Origin of the sequence: Methylobacterium terrae, from assembly GCF_003173755.1 — a bacterium.
GTDB lineage: Bacteria > Pseudomonadota > Alphaproteobacteria > Rhizobiales > Beijerinckiaceae > Methylobacterium > Methylobacterium terrae.
This window is the reverse complement of record NZ_CP029553.1, coordinates 1,985,661-2,002,400: the sequence shown is the minus strand read 5'-3', so window position 1 is coordinate 2,002,400 and position 16,740 is coordinate 1,985,661. Positions and strand designations below refer to the sequence as shown.

Sequence of the window (16,740 nt, the reverse complement as noted above, 5' to 3'; positions counted from 1 at the left end):
AACCCTCCCCCGCAGAGGGGGGAGAGGTCAGGAGCTTCGCCCCGAAGCCGCTCATCCGACTCACCATCACTCCGCCTCCCCCACCTCGATCACCGCATCGGCCGCGAAGGCGCCCTCCGGCAGGGCGAAGACCGGGTTGAGGTCGATGGAGCGCAGGCGCGGCCCCGCCGCCGCGGCGAGCACCGAGAGGCGCGACAGCATCCGGGCGAGGCCTGCGATATCGCAGGGCGGCCGGCCGCGGGCGCCGGTGAGGAGCGGCGCCGCCTTGATCGAGCGGATCATCGCCTCGGCCACGTCCTCGCCGAACGGGCAGCGGCGGAAGACCACGTCGCGCAGGACTTCCACGAAGACCCCGCCGAGGCCGACCATCGCCACCGGGCCGAAGACCGGGTCCTGCTGGATGCCGAGGATGCACTCGACCGCGCCCTTGACCTGGCGCGCCACCAGCACGCCCTCGATCCGGGCCGACGGCGCGTGGCGGGCGGCGCGCTCGAGCAGCGTGGCGTAGCCGCGCCGGACCGCCTCGGCATCCGCCACGTCGAGCAGCACGCCGCCGATCTCGGTCTTGTGCAGGATGTCCGGCGACAGGATCTTCATCACGACCGGGAAGCCGAACGCCTCGGCCGCCGCGACCGCCGCCGTCTCGTCCGTGCAGACGGCCTCCGGCACCGTCGCGATGCCGGCGGAGGCCAGCAGGCGCTTCGCCTCGGCCTCGCTCGGGGTCGCCTCCGGCAGCGCGACCGCCTCCCTCACCGGCGGCGCGGCCGGCTCGGGCTCCGAGAAGCTCGTCCCGAAGCGCCCCATCGCCTCGAGCGCCACCACCGCCCGGGCCGGGTCCTCGTAGAGCAGGTAGCCGTCGGCCTCGTATTCGCGGTTGCGCTCCTCGGAGGCCAGCACCGAGAGGGCGTAGAGCCGGTCGGGGTGGCGCGCCTTGACGGCGTTGAGCTGGGCGCGGATCGCCGGCGCCATGCTGGGCGCGCCGCCGATCTGGGTGAAGAAGGCGAGGATCGAGGAATAGCCCCCGTCGGCGATCATCGATTCGGTGAAGCGGCCGATCAGCGACAGGTCGTTGAAGGCCTGCGCGGTGCAATCGACCGGGTTGCGGGGCGAGGCGAAGGGCAGGACCGCCTTCAGGCGGCTTTGCGCCTCCGCCGGCATCTCGGGCATCGGGAGGCCCGCGGCCTCGGCGGCGTCCGAGATCAGCACTCCGGCGCCGCCTGAGATGGTGATGACCCCGAGGGTGTTCGGCACCGGGTAGATCCGCCGGGTCGCCGCGTAGGCGACGTCGATCAGTTCCTCCGTCGAGCGGGCCCGGATCGCGCCGTGCTCGGCCAGCACCGCGGAGAAGATCGCGTCGTTGCCGGCGATCGAGGCGGTGTGCGACTGCGCCGCCGCGCTGCCGATCGCGCTGCGCCCGACCTTCATCACGATCACGGGCTTCCTCGCCCGCCGCGCCGCCGCGAGCGCCCCCGCGAAGGCCGGTCCGGCCGAGACGCCCTCGACGTAGGCCATGATCACGTCGAGGTCGTCGTCCCGGGTCATCCAGCCGATCGCGTCGGCGACCGAGAGGTCGGCCTCGTTGCCGGTGGTGACCAGCATCGCGGTGCCGATGGTGCGGTTGCGGCAGGCGGTGAACAGGTGGGTGCCGTAGGCGCCCGACTGGCTGGCGATGCCGATTCGCCCCGGCAGCGGCAGGCCGCCCTCCAGCGAGGCGGAGAAGATCGGGTAGAAGCCGGTCGCCGCGTTGAACAGGCCGAGGCAGTTGGGTCCCAGGAGCCGCATCCCGTGCCGCCGCGCGGTGGCGACGAGGGCGGCTTGGCTCTCGGCCCCGGCCGCGTCCACCTCGGCGTAGCCGGCCGTGAACATCACGGCGAAGCGGGTGCCGCGGGCCCCGAGCGCGTCCACCGCCTGGAGGGCGGCGGCGCCCGGCACCGCGATCACCGCCACGTCCGGCGCCTGCGGCAGGGCGGCGACGGAGGGGTAGCAGGGAAGGCCCTGCACCTCGGCCCGGTTCGGGTTCACCGGCAGGATCGCGCCCTGGAAGCCGGCGCGCAGCATGTAGGCGATCGGCCGGCCGCCGATGCGGGTCGGGTCGGCGGAGGCGCCGATGATCGCGACCGAGCCGGGCCGGACCAGGGGAGAGAGGTCGGCGACGTTAGTTCTTGACATGCGGGCACCCGCCTTCGCCGAGCGGCCGGAACGCCTCGTCGCCCGGGACCGTGGCGACGAGCTCGTAGAGGTCCCACTTCCCCGTCGATTGCGACGGCTTCTTGAACCGCATCAGGTACATGTCGTGGACCATGCGGCCGTCGGCCCGGACCTTGCCGCCCTGCGCGAAGAAGTCGTTGACCGGGGTCTCGCGCATCTTGGCCATCACGGCGGCGGAATCGGTGGTGCCGGCGGCCTGTACCGCCTTGAGGTAGTGGGTGATCGCCGAGGTCACGCCGGCCTGGTAGGCGGTCGGCATCGCCTTGCGCAGGGCGTAGAACCGCTTGGCATAGGCGCGGGTCTCCGGCGTGCGGTCCCAGTAGAAGCTGTCGGTGAAGAGGGCTCCCTGCACCACCTCGAGGCCGAGCGACGCCGAATCGGTCAGCGTGACCTGCAGCGCCGCCATGATCTTGTCCGACTGGGACAGGCCGAATTCGTGCGCCTGCTTGATCGCGTTGGCGAAGTCGCTGCCGGCATTGGCGAGCGCCACCACCTGGGCGGGCGAGGCCTGGGCCTGGAGCAGGAAGGACGAGAAGTCGGGATTGTTGAACGGGTGACGGACCTTGCCGACGATCGTGCCGCCCGCCGCCTCGACCGCCCGGGACGCGTCGCGCTCCAGCGCGTGGCCGAAGGCGTAATCGGCGGTCAGGAAGTACCAGGACTTCGCCCCGCGGGCGACCAGGGCCTTGGCGGTCGAGTTCGACGAGGCGTAGGTGTCGTAGGTCCATTGCACGCTCGTCGGCGAGCACGACTTGCCGGTGAGGTCGGACGAGCCGGCCCCCGAGATCAGGAAGATCTTGTCGCGCTCGCGGGTCACCGCCTGGACCGCGAGCGCCACCGCCGAGTTCACGCCCTCCGCCACCACGTCGACGCCCTTGGTGTCGAGCCAGTTGCGCACGATGGTCGAGGCGATGTCGGGCTTGTTCTGGTGGTCGGCCGAGATGATCTCGATGCGCCTGCCGAGCACCGTCGGGCCGAAATCCTCGACCGCGAGGCGGGCGGCGGCCACCGAGCCCTCGCCGTTGCCCTCGCTGTACTGGCCGCTCATGTCGGTGATGATGCCGATCCGGAGCACGTCGCCGTCGGCCCGCGCCGCGGTCGCGCCCAGCCATGCCAGCATCGCGCCCAGGCAGCGCGCCGCCAGGGCTCGTCGGGTTCGTGCCATCCTGGTCCTCCCCGTGGTCATCGGGCCCGTTTCCCGGGCCTCGCGCGGATGGCCTTGTCCATTCCGCCGGCTGAACGCTATTCTGAACCGTAAACGATCCGGTCGGCAAGGGGCAAAGGCTCCAGGGGGTGGGTGTGGGGCAGAGGTCCGAGGCCGAGGGCGACCGGGCGGTGATGGAGGTCGGCCGCGAGGTCGGCGCCGTGACGCAGGCCGCCGCGATCCTGCGGGCTGTGGCGGGCGCGCGGGACGCGCTCGGGGTCACGGCGATCGCGCGGGCCGCGGGCGTCAGCCCCTCGACCACGCTCAACATCCTGCGCACCCTGGTGCACGAGGGCTTCGTCACCCTGGCGCCGGACACCAAGACCTACCGGCTCGGCCTCGGCCTGCTCGAGGTGGCGCGCCCGCTCCTCAACCGCTCGGACGTCGAGCTGCTGCAGCCCGGGCTGCAGCAGGTGGCGACGGAGTTCGAGGCGACGACGAGCGTCTGGCAGGTGGCGCCCGACGACAAGGCGCTGCTCCTCGGCCGGATCGTCCCGGCGAGCGGCATCCACATCGAGTTCCGCCTCGCCACCCGCATCCCCGCCTATGCCGGCGCGATCGGCCGCGCGGTGGCCGCCGCCGGACACGCCGCCGGCGGGCTGCCGCGCGCCACCCTGCGGACCCGCTTCGGAACGATCCGCTGGCACGTGCCGGTGCCGTTCGAGACTTACCTCACCGAGGTCGAGGCCGGCGTCGAGCGCGGCTACGCCCTCGATATCGGCCACCTCATCCGCGGCGTCACCTCGGTCGCGAGCGCCCTGTGCGACCGTACCGGCCGCCCGCGCCTCGTGGTGGCGGCGCACCTGTTCCAGGGGCAGCTCGGCGAGGAGCGGCTGGAGGCGCTGGGCCTTAGCTTGCGCGGGCTGGTCGAGACGGCGCAGCCGGCGATGTTCGGGGTGGTGGAGGCGCCGGCGGCGCGGCGGCGGCGGTGAGGTCGATCGCGATCGCCCCGGGCGACTCCCTGAGCGCCCTGCCGATGACGCCGCCGGTGCCGGCGACCGGGGCGGTCCGGTTCTCTGAACGCGTTGCCTGATGACGCGCGTTGCAGGGAGATGCGCCGCAAGCCCCGCCCCGCGATCCCGCCCAGGAAACCCTCGCCCTGGTTCGAGGTTGCCCGCCGGGCGGCCCGCGCGGTGCCGGGCGTCGCCGAGCACGCTGGCGCGTCCGGCCCGGTCTTCCGGATCGGACGGCGGCGGCTCGCCTGGCTGGCGGAGGACGGGGTGTCGCTGGTGATGCCGATCGGGGAGGACGAGCGCGCGATGCTGACGGCCGCCGAGCCTCGGACCTTCGCGGCGGCAAATGCCGTCCGAGGGCGCCCGGTGGTGCGCGTCCACCTCGCCTACGTCGATCCCGGCACCCTGGCGCGGCTCCTCGCGCAAGCCGCCCGTACCAAGACGCCCTCACCGAGCCGCCCTCACCTTGAGCAAGACCGGAGGACCGACGACACCATGACCGAGCAGCGCGACGTGACCACCCGCGACGGCATCGCCTGGGCCTGCATCGAGGCGCTGGCCGACATGCCGGAGGCGGCCAAGGACAAGCTCGCCGGCAAGGACCGCCGGGCGGTGGTCTGCACGCCCTCGGGCGGCGCGCACGCGGTGCGCCTGACCCTGGCGCAGGACTGGCGCGGGATGGCGGAGGCCGACCTCGCCGCCGCGATCGAGGAGGGCTTGGCGCGCGACGCGCGCTGAGGCGAGGAGGGCTTGGCGCGCGACGCGCGCTGAGGCGAGGAGGGCTTGGCGCGCGACGCGCGCTGGGGCGAGGAGGAACCGGCGCGCCGCGCGCCGAGAATCGTCCGGCGCCCGCCTCAGGCCGCCCGGATCTCCCCCAGGAACGCGCCCACCGCCGCGCTCATTGCCTCCGCCTGGCGCCCGAGGTCGCGGGTGGTGCCGGTGACGCGGGCCGCCACCTCGGCGGTCCCGCCGGCATCCTCGCGCACGCGGTCGATCAGGCGGGCGACCTCGTCGGTGCCGGCGCTGACGTCGCGGGTGCTGCGGGCGATCTCGGCGGTGGCCGCGCTCTGCTCCTCGACCGCGGCGCTGATCATCGCGCTGCTCTCGCTGATCCGGCCGATCGTCTCGCGGATGCGGGCGATGGCCTCGACCGAGCCGCCGGCCGCCGCCCGCATCCCCTCGATCTGCCCGGCGATGGTGCCGGTCGCCCGGGCGGTCTGCTGGGCGAGGGCCTTCACCTCCGCGGCGACCACCGCGAAGCCGCGGCCGGCCGCGCCGGCGCGGGAAGCCTCGATCGTGGCGTTGAGGGCGAGCAGGTTGGTCTGGGCGGCGATGTCGGTGATCAGCGTCACCACCTGGCCGACCTGGCCGACCGACTCGGCCAGCGACGAGACCCGCCCCGCCACCGCGTCGGACTGCGCCACCGCCTCCTCCGCCACGGCGTGCGAGCGGCCGACCTCGCCGGCGATCTCCGCGATGGCCGCGCGCAGCTGCTCGGCGGACATCGCCACCTGCCCGGTCCCGGCCGAGGCCTCGACCACCGCCGCCGCCACCGCGGTGGCGGCTTCCGTCGAGCGGGCGGCGTTGCGCGACAGGGCCGCGACGGTGCCGTCGAGGCCGTGCGCCTGCTCGGCGACCGCGCCGATCGCCGCCAGCACCCTGTCCTCGAAGGCCTGCGCCAGGGCGGCGGTGGTGCGCCGCCGGCTCGCCTGCTCGGCCGCCGCGTAGGTCTCGAGCAGCACCTCGAGGTCGAGCCAGGCCGCCCGGGTGAGGGCGCCGTGGAGGGCGGCCCGGGAGCCGGCCCCGAGGGGTTTGGCCCCGAGGAGTTTCGCCCCGAAAAACCTGCCGCGGCGCGGGCCGGCGAGGCCGAGGGCGTCGGCGAGCCCCGCCGTCACCGTGGCGTGGCAGATCGCCACCGCGTAGCCCGGCACGCCCCGGTCGTAGAACACCGAGGCCAGGCGCTCGGCCGAGGCCGTGAAGTCCGGGCCGAAATCGCCGCTCACGACCCGCACCCAGTGGGCGACCCGGGCCTCGTGCACCTCCGGGTCGCGCAGGGTCGCCTGGATCTCCGGCCACTCCCCGAAGCGGGCGTTCCACTCGGCGAGGAGCCCCGGCAGGCGCTCGCGCGCGAAGTCCGCGAGGCCGTGCAGACGGTCGCGATCGTCGTCCGTCAGGCCGAAGGTGGCGAAGCGCCGGCTCTGCGCGGCGGTGACGACCGTCTGATCCATGGTTCAGTTGCACCTATCCAGGTACACAACTGATGCGAGCAGTCTGATAATTTTCGGTTACCGGCGATCGGTTTGACCGCTAAGCGGTTTGGACTGTCGGGGGATTGCCGGTCGCCACGCCGCGGGCGCGCCCGGTCCGGGTTGTCTCTTCCCCGCGAGAACGACGCGCCGGACCCGCAAGGCGGCCGCCCGTGCCGGGCCGCCGGCGCGGGACGCCGGGCAAAGCCCGTGCATCCGTGAAGCGCGCACGGTATCGGCGCAGGCCCGGCCTCCAGGAATCGGGAGAGGAACGGCCGCGGCGACCCGCGCGACGATCGGTTCGGGACGATTCGGCAACGTAGTCAGGAAGAGTTGGCAACGTCGTTGCCACCTGTTCTGATGTTTTCGCCAGAAGCCGTGATGGGCAGTTCGGCAATATCGTAGCAATAAAACCACATACCACTGGAAACGAGCGATCCTGCCCGTAAGTCAGGCTGCCGCCATGCCCATCCGTGTGCTTAACCTGGGCACGGTCGCCCCTACGGCTGCCGAGAAGCAGCGGGCGGCGGGCCTTGGCGGCGCGCGGATGCGCGTCCGTCGTTTGTTCGGCCCTCAGATCAAGTCACGACGAAACGGGGAGTGTGTTGCGATGCCGGTCTTCAACAATACCGTGTACGGGCCGCGTTTCGTCGGCTCGGATGACGGGGCCCCCTCGGCCGGTTTCGGCATCGACGACGTGTCGGCCTCGAACATCACGGTGACCGGCACGGTCACCAAGGCCGGCGACACCGTGCAGGCGACCGGGATCTTCCCGGCGGAGAGCACCTCCACGACCAAGACGTTGTACGCGACGCAGTACGACTCGCCGGGCATGATCCAGTTCACGAACAGCCCGACCAGCCCCACCATTCGGTACGTCCTGTCGAACACGGAGCTCGCCGCGCGCCAGCGCGTCACCTTCGACGGCAACAACACGCCGACCGACTACGCGCCGGTGTGCTTCACGACCGGCACCCTGATCCGCACCGCCCGCGGCGAGGTCGCCGTCGAGGACCTGCGGGTCGGCGACCGCGCCGTCACCGCCTCCGGCGCCCTTCGTCCGATCGTCTGGATCGGGCGTCGCGCCATCGCGGCCGCCGGGCCGCTCCTGCCGCACGACCAGCAGCCGATCCGCATCCGCGCCGGCGCCTTCGGGGCCGGCTTGCCCACCCGGGATCTCCGCCTCTCCCCCGGCCACCCCGTCCTCGTCGGCACTGACGCCGACGGCGCGGGCGGCCACCTCGTGCCGGTCATGTGCCTGATCAACGGCACCACCATCGCCCGCGAGCCGGTGGCGGCCGTCACCTACTGGCACGTCGAGCTCGACAGCCACGACATCTTGCTCGCCGAGGGGCTTCCCGCCGAGAGCTATCTCGACTGGGGCGACCGGCCGTTCTTCACCGAAGGCTCCGATCACGCGCTCCACAACCCCGACTTCGTCGTGCCGGGTCTCGCCGCCCGCTGCCGGCCGGTGGCGGTCGACGGGCCGGTGGTCGAGGCCGAGCGGGCGCGCCTGTCGGGCGTGTTCGCGGCGGCTCTGGGCGAGGCTTGCGCCTGGGACGAGGCCGCGCACTTTACCTGGATCGCCGCCTGAGGCCGAATGCGCGACCGAGCCGGGCCACGCGGCCCGGCGCGCTAGCCTCGGCATCCGCCCGGGCTCTTCGCCCGGGCATGCCGGTCCCAGGGCATCTTGCGTTCAGGGCATCTTGCGTTCAGGGCGCCTGCAGGCTCGTGGCGATGCCGAGGTCGAGCGCGGTGCTGCCGGAGGGGCGATAGAGGCTGTTGAACGCCGCCTTGTCGACGAGCGTCGCGGCGCCGGGCTGGCCCATCTCGGCGTAGAACCGGCGCATGGTGTCGGTGCCGCGCTCGTTGAGCGTGTTGGCCTCGACCCGGTTGCCCGGGCGATGCGCCGTGTGGAAGCCGAGGCCGGAGCGGCCGGACATCCCCTCGTACACGTCCTCGCCGTGGACGTAATGGCGCCGCACGCCGCCGGCGAAGATCAGCGTGCAGGCGCTGTCGCAGCGCGCCGCGTGGGCATCGACCGCCGTGACGAGGCCGGCGCGGCGGATCGCCCGGCCGATGGCGACGCCCTCCAGCACCTTGCCGCCGCCGCTGTCGAGGTAGACGACCCGCGGCGCCCGGGCGTGCGGTCCGGCGAGGAAGCGGGCGAAGGCCTCGCCGTCGCCCGGCACGATCGCGCCCACGAGGACGACCTGGTCGCCGCTCTCCGAGATGCTCATCGCCCGGGAGGGACCGGCGCCCGCGACCAAGCTCGCCGCCACGAATGCCAGAACGCGCCACCGCATCGCCGTCCCCCCCCTCGCTCTATCCCGACGGCATCGTGACGCAGCGTGAGGCGGAAGGCCAGAGGTCTCGTGACCGGTTCGACTTGGTTTCGTCGCGTCGACGCTTGTCCGCCCTCACTGATCTTTCGATCTCGCCGGCGGGCTACGGGCGGATGATGAACACGTATCTGTTTCCATGTTTTTCTCGTCCGTACCCCCTCACGGCCACACCTTGACCGCCACCGGCCGCCGCACGAGGTCGCGGTCGGAGGTGACCTCGCAGCCCTTGGTCTTCAACGTCACGTAGAACAGCGTCGCGGTGTCGCCGACGGTGTCGAAGTTGCGGCCGGGCGCGGCGGGGTCGACGAGGGAGGGGTAGCTGACGAGTTCCCCGCCCGAGGTGCAGGGATCGTCGTAGAGCGTCGGCCCGGCGATGAGGAGGCGCGGCGCGTCCCAGGTCGTGAGGTTGCGCGACGTGCTCCAGTAGATCCCGGGGCGGGGGAAGACGCCGCCGGCGGCGGCCTGGAACACCGCGATCCAGGCGCCGGTGCCGCGGTGGCGGCTCACCGAGCCGACCGGGGCCGGGAACGGCGCCACCGGGGCGCAGGAGCCGGTCGGCTTCGCGCCCTTGAGGTAGGGGTTGGGGAAGCGGGCGGAGAAATCCCGTCCGTCGAAGGCGCGCCAGCGTGCGGGATCCGACACGTCGTCGCTGCGGAACAGGCAGACGCCGAAGGGCTGGCCGGCCCAGCCGGTGGTCGAGGCGTAGAAGTAGCGGTGGCGCCCGTCGGAAAAGATGTTCGAGGGATTGAAGAAGCCGCGGTGGCGGCCCTGCTCGACCTCCTGGCGGAACGGGACCGCCGCGACCACGGTCGGCGGGCTCGCGCGGGTGAAGCTGCGCCCGCCATCGGGCGAGCGTGCGGCCAGCACCGCGTTGTACCAGCAGGCGAGCGCGCCCTTGGTGCGGCAGCGGCCGTAGTCGTCGGCGTGGTACTCCTCGTGCAGCAGGGCCTCGACCGTCCGGCCGTCCTCGGTCCAGGTGGCGGCGATCCAGGAGCGGTCGTCGAAGGCCTCGGGCTCCGGCTTGAAGGCGGAATCGAGCACGACGCGGCAATCGAGCTTCAGGCTGTCGAAGTCGCGGCCGCGGAAGGCGCGGTTGCGGTAGTGCATCCCGAACAGCGCGATCCCGCCATCGGCCTCGCGGAAGGCGCGGGCGGGGGCGTCCGGCACGTCGTGCCCGTCGCAGGCGTCGCGGCCGGCCTTGAACACCGTGCGGGCCGGGCCGACGAGGGTCAGGGCCGAGAGCGGCGGTTCCCTGCGTGGCGTTTCCCTGCGCGGCGGATCCGTGGGTGGCGATTCCTTGAGCGGCGATTCCCTGGCCCCGGCTGCCGTCACGGCCGCGACGCAGAGACACGCGATGAGGAGGCGGAGGAGCATGCGGCATCCCTGGACTTGGCCGCGGAGCCTGCTCCAGAGTGCTTGAGGCTTGCTTGCGGGTTTCCGCGAATCCGGCCGCCATCCCCGAGGGTTTCCCCCGATGCTGCTCATGATCGCCGGCCTCGTGCTGTTTCTCGGCACCCACGCCTTCACGATGGCGCGCGCGCCCCGCGCCGCCCTGATCGCGCGGGTGGGGGAGGGGCCCTACAAGGTCGGCTACTCCCTGGTCGCGCTCCTCGGCCTCGTCGTCACCGGGATCGGCTACGGCCAGTACCGGGCGCACGGCTACATCGAGGTGTGGTCGCCGCCGGTCTGGACGCGCCACCTCGCCCTGCTGCTGGTGCTCCTCGCCTTCATCAGCTTCGTCGCCGCCTACCTGCCCGGCCGGATCAAGGCGCGGCTCAAGCACCCGATGCTGCTCGGCGTGAAGATCTGGGCCACCGCGCACCTCCTCGCCAACGGCGACCTCGGCTCGATGATCCTGTTCGGGGCGATCCTGGCCTGGGCGGTGATGGCCCGGATCAGCGCCAAGCGCCGCGACGAGGTGAAGCCGCATGGCGGCCCCGCCGTCGCGCCCGCAGGGTGGCGCAACGACGCGCTCGCGGTGGTGATCGGCGTCGCGGCCTGGTTCGTCTTCGCCCGGGTGCTGCACCCCTGGCTCATCGGCGTCGCGGTCTGGCCGGGCCAGGCCTGAGCGCGATCGCGCGCCAGGCCCGACTTCCCGCCGGCGGGCAGGCCCGACTTGCCGCCGGGCAGGCCTGACTTCCCGCCGGGACTGTGCTACGCGACCGGCCCTGTCGCACGGTCGCGGCGAAGAGCCGACCGGCTCACTGGTGGCGGCGAGCCAAGAGATCGAGCCAAGAAGATCATGAGCGAGAACGAGTTCATCCGCGAGGTCAACGACGAGTACCGGCGCGACCGCCTGGCCCAGATCTGGTCGCGCTACAGCGGCGTGTTCATCGGTCTCGCGGTGCTGGTGGTGCTGGGCGTCGGCGGCTGGCGCTACTGGCAGCACGCGCAAGCCCAGCAGGCGGAAGCCGCGAGCCTGCGCTTCGAGGAGGCCCTGCGCCGCGCCAAGGACGGCACGCCGGAGGATGCCGAGAAGGCCTTCGCGGGCGTCGCCGCCGAGGCGCCGTTCGGCTACCGGCTGCTGGCGCGCCTGCGCGCCGCCGCGGAATCCGGCAAGGCCGACCCGGCGGCCGGCGCCAAGGCCTACGCGGCCATCGCCGACGACAATGCGGTGGGTCCGGCCCTTCGCGACCTCGCCCGCCTGCGCGGCGCGCTGCTCCTCGTCGACAAGGACGATGCGGGCGCGCTCAACGCGCTCCAGAGCCTCGCCGCCCCGTCGAGCGCCTTCCGCCACACCGCCCGCGAGACGCTGGGCCTCGTCGCGCTCAGGAAGGGCGACTACGAGGGCGCCGGGCGCTGGTTCGACCAGATCGCCGCCGACCGCGAGACCCCGGCGGGCCTGCGCCAGCGGCTCGAGATCTATGTCGGCCTGGTGGCCGGCGGTCCCGTCCGGGTGACCGAGGCGGCGCCCCAGGCGCCGGCCGCGCCGCCCCCGCCGTCCCTCCTCGGAATGCCCGCGCCCCGGACGGAGCCCCACGAGGAAGCCCCGGCCCCCGAGACTCCGGCCCCCGAGGCGACGCGCTAGACAGATCCCCGTAGCGCGGGACGGTTCCGTCCCGCATCATGTCGAACAGGGCGGCGCGCCTCGCGGCGTGCCCGCCCGCTGCTATGTTCAGGAAGACCTCCATGTCGATGCCCATCGTCGCGATCGTCGGGCGTCCCAACGTCGGCAAGTCGACGCTGTTCAACCGCCTCGTCGGCCGCAAGCTCGCCCTCGTCGACGACCGCCCGGGCGTGACCCGCGACCGGCGCGAGGGCGAGGTGCGCCTCGGCCACCTGCGCTTCCGCATCCTCGACACCGCCGGCCTCGAGGAGGCCGAGGCCGATTCGCTCGCCGGCCGCATGCGGGCCCAGACCGAGGCCGCCATCGCCGAGGCCGACGCGGTCCTGTTCGTGATCGACGCCCGCGCCGGCCTGCTGCCGGCCGACCAGCCCTTCGCCGAGCTGGTCCGCCGCGCCGACAAGCCCGTCATCCTGCTCGCCAACAAGGCCGAGGGCGGGGCCGGGATGGCCGGCGCCTACGAGGCCTTCGCGCTGGGCCTCGGCGATCCGGTGCCGGTCTCGGCCGAGCACGGCGAGGGCCTGGGCGATCTCCTCGACGCGCTCGAGGCCGTGCTGCCGGAGCCCGACGACGAGGACGACGAGGAGGGCGGCGAGGGCAAGCCGCTCAAGGTCGCGATCGTCGGCCGCCCGAATGCCGGCAAGTCGACGCTGATCAACCGGATGCTCGGCGAGGACCGGCTGCTGGTCGGGCCCGAGGCCGGCATCACCCGCGATTCGATCTCGCTCGACTGGGAGTGGCGCGGCCGCCGGATCAAGCTGCACGACACCGCCGGGATGCGCCGGCGCGCCCGGGTCGACGACAAGCTCGAGAAGCTCGCGGTCTCCGACGGCTTGCGGGCGGTGCGCTTCGCCGAGGTGGTGGTGGTGCTCCTCGACGCCACGATCCCGTTCGAGAAGCAGGACCTCACCATCGTCGACCTCGTCGAGTCGGAGGGACGCGCCCTCGTCATCGGCCTCAACAAGTGGGACCTCGTCGCCGACCAGCCCGGGCTCCTGAAGGAGCTCAAGGAGAAGGCGACCCGCCTGCTGCCGCAGGTGCGGGGCGCGGCGGTGGTGCCGCTCTCGGGGCTCGCCGGCGAGGGCATCGACCGGCTGATGCACGCCGTGGTCTCGACCGCCGAGGTCTGGAACCGCCGCGTCTCGACCGCCAAGATCAACCAGTGGCTCGGCGAGGCGACGCAGGCCAACCCGCCGCCGGCGGTGTCCGGCCGGCGCATCAAGATCCGCTACGCCACCCAGGTGAAGTCGCGCCCGCCGCACTTCGCCCTGTTCGGCAACCAGCTCGACGCGCTGCCGAAATCCTACACCCGCTACCTCGTCAACAGCCTGCGCGAGGCTTTCGAGCTGCCGGGCGTGCCGATCCGCCTGTCGCTCCGGACCTCGAAGAACCCGTTCGACAAGGAGTAGGGCCGGGCGTGGGGACCGGGTGTCAGCGCGGCTTCTGGTCGGCGGGGAGGTTGCGGGCGTAGGTCTCGCGCTCCTCCTTCTCGCGGATCAGCTTCTCGTAGGCGGCCTTGGCCTCGGGCGAGACCGTGAGGGTGCGCGCCTGCGCAGGTTTGCGCTTGGGCGCGCGCTTGAACCGGTCGGTGGATTCGCTCATGGCCTGACAGCCCCCGTTCTGACTGGTTACGAACGCGTTTACCGCGTCCGCCGGGAATTGGCGACTGCCTTGGCGACCGCCAATGACCCAGCGGCAGGCGATATCGTGCAGGCGACGCGGAGTGCCGTCGACCGAGCGCGGCCGATGACCCGTCGAGTCCGACCGGGGAAGGCTCCATCTGCTCACGGTCTGTGCGGCATGCCGCAGGGATAAGCAGTTTCGAAGTAGAAATATTTTGCAGGCGACGTATTGGATGACGTGCCGTCAGACGAATGTTCGAAAATCGACTACGATCGTCGCATCGATACGATGTGATACAGAAATGATCCCTTAACCCGGGCATGAATAGCTCGTGTCATCACTAGCCTGCGGGAGGACGCGACCGAGCCGGGTCGGGGCCGCCCGCGTCGGGGATCCGGGATGCGCGCCTTCAACGACCTCACGCTCATCGCCAAGCTGGCGCTGCCGGCCGGCCTCGTCCTCCTCGTCGCGCTCGGCCTCGTCGGGCTCGCCCGCAGCGGCCTCGACGCGATGAGCGGGACGATGCGCGAGATCGTCGACACCCGCACCAACCGGGCCGTCGCGGCCCAGCGGGTGGCGAACGCCGTCGCCGAGGCGGCGATCGCCCAGCGGAGCGTCATCATCGAGGGCAGCGACGAGGCGCGCCAGGCCCTGGCCCGGCAGCACCGGGCGGCGGAGGAGCTCGCCGGCGCGCAGGCCGAGCGGCTGGTCGCGCTCGCCGGGAGCGCCGAGGAGCGCGCCGAGGACGAGGCGGCCCGCGCCGGGGTCGCCGACTACCTCGCCTTCTCGGCCAAGGTGGTGACGAACGCGCAGCAGGGCATGACCGACGTCGCCTTCGCGCTCTCGACCGAGGAGGATGCCGGGCGGCGGGCGAAGGCGTCGGCGGCCATCGACGCCCGGGTGCGGGCGACCCTCAGAGACCTCGCCGCCGCCCGCGACGCCGCCGAGGCCGCCGCCGCCGCGACCGCCACGCGCCTGACCCTCGTCGCCGCGATCGGCCTCGTCCTGGCCTTCTCGGCCCTCGCGGCCATCGCGGTGCTCGGCATCGCCCGGCCGCTCGCCCGGATCGCCCGGGCGATGAACGCCCTCGCGGCCGGCGACCTGACGGTTCCGGTCGCCGGCACCGGGCGGCGGGACGAGATCGGCGCGCTCGCCCGGGCGCTGCAGGTGTTCAAGGATTCCGCCGGCGAGATGCACCGCCTGACCCTGCGCGAGAGCGAGCGCAACGAGGCGGCCGCGCGCCGCGCCGCCCTGGTCGACGGCCTCGCCCAGGCCTTCGAGGCCAAGGTCTCGGGCCTCTCGCGCGACCTCGCCGGGGCCGCCGGCACCATGGAGGCCGCCGCCCGGGCGATGACGGCCGGCGCCGAGGCCGGGGCCGGGCGCACCGACGCGGCGGCGGGCGTGGCGCAGCGGACCTCCGGCCACGTCCACGCCGTCGCGGCGGCGAGCGAGCAGATGAAAACCGCGATCCAGGAGATCGTCCGGCAGGTCGCGCAATCCTCGCGCATGGCCGGGCAGGCGGTGGAGGATGCGGGCCGCACCGACGCCACGGTGGGCGAATTGTCGGCCGCCGCCGAGCGCATCGAGCGCGTCGTCTCGGTCATCGCCGACATCGCGGCCCAGACCAATCTCCTGGCGCTCAACGCCACCATCGAGGCGGCCCGGGCGGGGGCGGCGGGCCGCGGCTTCGCGGTCGTCGCCGCCGAGGTCAAGGCGCTCGCCGGCCAGACCACCCGGGCGACCGACGAGATCACCGGGCAGGTCGGGGCGATCCAGGCCGCGACCCGGGCCGCGATCGCCGACATCCAGCGCATCGGCCGGGTGATCGGCGAGATGTCGGCCTCCGCCTCGTCGATCGCCGCCGCGATGGAAGAGCAGGGAGCAGCGACGCAGGAGATCGCCCGCAGCGTCGGCGAGGCGGCTCACGGCACCGGCCACGTCACCGACACCCTGCGCGACCTGCGCCGCGAGGCGGGCGAGACCGGCGCGACCGCTGCCCAGGTCCTCGACGCCGCGCTCGTCCTGGCGCGCCACTCCGACGGGCTCACCCGCGAGGTCGGCGGCTTCCTGGCGGCGGTGAAGGCGGCGTGAGGCCCGGGCGGGGTTGCGTCAGGCAACTCTGCTCAGGCTCTTCTCTCACGTCATCGTCGCCGCCGAACCGGTGACCGCTTCGGCGCATGACGGTGGGCCTCATCCCCCGATAAAGGCCGCCAGCTCCTCCGGCTCCCCCGTCGGGAACGTCGCCTTCAGGTGGTCGAGGAAGGCGGAGACCCGGGCGCTCAGCAGCCGTCGCGACGGGTAGAGCGCCCACAGGGCGATGTCCGAGCCCTCCACGTCGCCCCAATGGGCCAGCCGCCCGGCGGCGAGGTCGGGGCCGACGAGGGAGACCGGCAGGCGCGCGGCCCCGACCCCGGCCCGGACCGCGTCGCGGACCATGACGAGGGAGGACAGGGCGAGGACCGGCGCGACGGCGAGGCGCCCGCCTCCCGCGAGGGCCCAGACCCCGGGTCCTTGCTCCGCGCGGACCACGGCCGGGACGCTCGCGCCTCCCGCCGGGCTCGCCAGGTCCGGGCTTGCAAGGTCCGGGCTCGCCACCACGACCATCCGGTCGCGCAGGAAGACCCGCCCCACCAGGCTCTCGTCCGGGTCCGGGTTGACCCGGATCACCAGGTCGTAGCCCTCCTCGACCATGTCGACGGCCCGGTCCTCCGTCGTGACCGCCAGCCGGATCTCCGGGTATTCGCGCGCGAAGGCCGCCGCCACCTTGCCCATCGCGGTCTGCCCGAACAGCAGCGGCGCGCTGATCCGCAGCCGGCCCCGCGCCCGGCCCCCGCCCGCGGCGATCGCGGCGGCGGTCTCGTCGAGCTCGGTCAGCAGCGCGCCGGCCCGCTCGGCGAGCGCGCGGCCCTCCTCGGTGAGCGTCAGCACCCGGCGGCCGCGCTCGAACAGGCGCAGGGCCAGGCGCTCCTCCAGCTCCGCGACCCGGCGCGACAGGGTCGCCTTCGGCCGGCCCGTCGCGCGGGCCGCCCGGCCGAACCCGCCGTGACGGGCGACGAGGACGAAGTCGGCGAGGGCGAGCAGGTCCATGTCTTTCCAC

General features: G+C 73.3%; 14 protein-coding genes. 7 read left to right on the top strand and 7 right to left on the bottom strand.

The genetic code is table 11. The annotated features are described in order from the left end of the window. Nucleotides 1-66 precede the first annotated feature (66 nt). Nucleotides 67-2,169 (bottom strand): acetate--CoA ligase family protein, encoded by a 2,103-nt coding sequence (locus DK419_RS08985; protein ID WP_109958779.1) that lies wholly within the window; start codon nucleotides 2,167-2,169, stop codon nucleotides 67-69. Continuing rightward, complete coding sequence (locus DK419_RS08980) at nucleotides 2,156-3,373, bottom strand: ABC transporter substrate-binding protein (RefSeq protein WP_109958778.1); 1,218 nt, start codon at nucleotides 3,371-3,373, stop codon at nucleotides 2,156-2,158. Before DK419_RS08980 ends, DK419_RS08985 begins: the two co-directional genes overlap by 14 nt. A 134-nt stretch (nucleotides 3,374-3,507) precedes the next feature. On the opposite strand from DK419_RS08980, the gene DK419_RS08975 reads away from it, so the two are divergent. Next, the gene (locus DK419_RS08975) at nucleotides 3,508-4,344 is read left to right on the top strand and encodes an IclR family transcriptional regulator (protein ID WP_162561174.1); all 837 of its coding nucleotides are present in this window, start codon (nucleotides 3,508-3,510) and stop codon (nucleotides 4,342-4,344) included. 120 nt (nucleotides 4,345-4,464) lie between these two features. Next, nucleotides 4,465-5,103, top strand: coding sequence for a hypothetical protein (locus DK419_RS29385; RefSeq protein ID WP_245442877.1), 639 nt, complete (start codon nucleotides 4,465-4,467; stop codon nucleotides 5,101-5,103). A 116-nt stretch (nucleotides 5,104-5,219) separates the two neighbouring features. Here DK419_RS29385 and DK419_RS08965 read toward each other — a convergent pair whose 3' ends face one another. Then, on the bottom strand, nucleotides 5,220-6,593 hold the full coding sequence (locus DK419_RS08965; protein ID WP_109958776.1) for a globin-coupled sensor protein: 1,374 nt from the start codon (nucleotides 6,591-6,593) through the stop codon (nucleotides 5,220-5,222). Nucleotides 6,594-7,221: 628 nt separating this feature from the next. Between DK419_RS08965 and DK419_RS08960 the strand changes: the two genes are divergently transcribed. After that, nucleotides 7,222-8,205 (top strand): Hint domain-containing protein, encoded by a 984-nt coding sequence (locus DK419_RS08960; protein ID WP_109958775.1) that lies wholly within the window; start codon nucleotides 7,222-7,224, stop codon nucleotides 8,203-8,205. Nucleotides 8,206-8,323: 118 nt separating this feature from the next. Here DK419_RS08960 and DK419_RS08955 read toward each other — a convergent pair whose 3' ends face one another. Then, a complete protein-coding gene (locus tag DK419_RS08955) occupies nucleotides 8,324-8,917 on the bottom strand; it encodes a COG3904 family protein (RefSeq protein WP_109958774.1) in 594 nt (197 codons plus the stop codon). 198 nt (nucleotides 8,918-9,115) lie between these two features. Further along, a complete protein-coding gene (locus DK419_RS08950) occupies nucleotides 9,116-10,330 on the bottom strand; it encodes a hypothetical protein (protein ID WP_245442876.1) in 1,215 nt (404 codons plus the stop codon). A 100-nt stretch (nucleotides 10,331-10,430) separates the two neighbouring features. On the opposite strand from DK419_RS08950, the gene DK419_RS08945 reads away from it, so the two are divergent. The 3 genes from DK419_RS08945 (at nucleotide 10,431) to der (ending at nucleotide 13,429) form a co-directional block, all read left to right on the top strand. After that, a complete protein-coding gene (locus DK419_RS08945) occupies nucleotides 10,431-11,024 on the top strand; it encodes an NnrU family protein (protein WP_109958773.1) in 594 nt (197 codons plus the stop codon). A gap of 171 nt (nucleotides 11,025-11,195) precedes the next feature. Beyond that, complete coding sequence (locus DK419_RS08940; protein ID WP_167450860.1) at nucleotides 11,196-11,984, top strand: tetratricopeptide repeat protein; 789 nt, start codon at nucleotides 11,196-11,198, stop codon at nucleotides 11,982-11,984. Nucleotides 11,985-12,085: 101 nt separating this feature from the next. Continuing rightward, nucleotides 12,086-13,429, top strand: a complete 1,344-nt coding sequence (gene der, locus DK419_RS08935; protein ID WP_109958771.1) for a ribosome biogenesis GTPase Der — start codon at nucleotides 12,086-12,088, stop codon at nucleotides 13,427-13,429. A gap of 22 nt (nucleotides 13,430-13,451) precedes the next feature. Here der and DK419_RS29025 read toward each other — a convergent pair whose 3' ends face one another. Further along, nucleotides 13,452-13,622, bottom strand: a complete 171-nt coding sequence (locus DK419_RS29025) for a hypothetical protein (protein ID WP_167450832.1) — start codon at nucleotides 13,620-13,622, stop codon at nucleotides 13,452-13,454. A 420-nt stretch (nucleotides 13,623-14,042) separates the two neighbouring features. Between DK419_RS29025 and DK419_RS08930 the strand changes: the two genes are divergently transcribed. After that, a complete protein-coding gene (locus tag DK419_RS08930; RefSeq protein ID WP_109958770.1) occupies nucleotides 14,043-15,734 on the top strand; it encodes a methyl-accepting chemotaxis protein in 1,692 nt (563 codons plus the stop codon). A 99-nt stretch (nucleotides 15,735-15,833) separates the two neighbouring features. Here DK419_RS08930 and DK419_RS08925 read toward each other — a convergent pair whose 3' ends face one another. Further along, a complete protein-coding gene (locus tag DK419_RS08925) occupies nucleotides 15,834-16,730 on the bottom strand; it encodes a LysR family transcriptional regulator (protein WP_109958769.1) in 897 nt (298 codons plus the stop codon). Nucleotides 16,731-16,740: the final 10 nt, after the last annotated feature.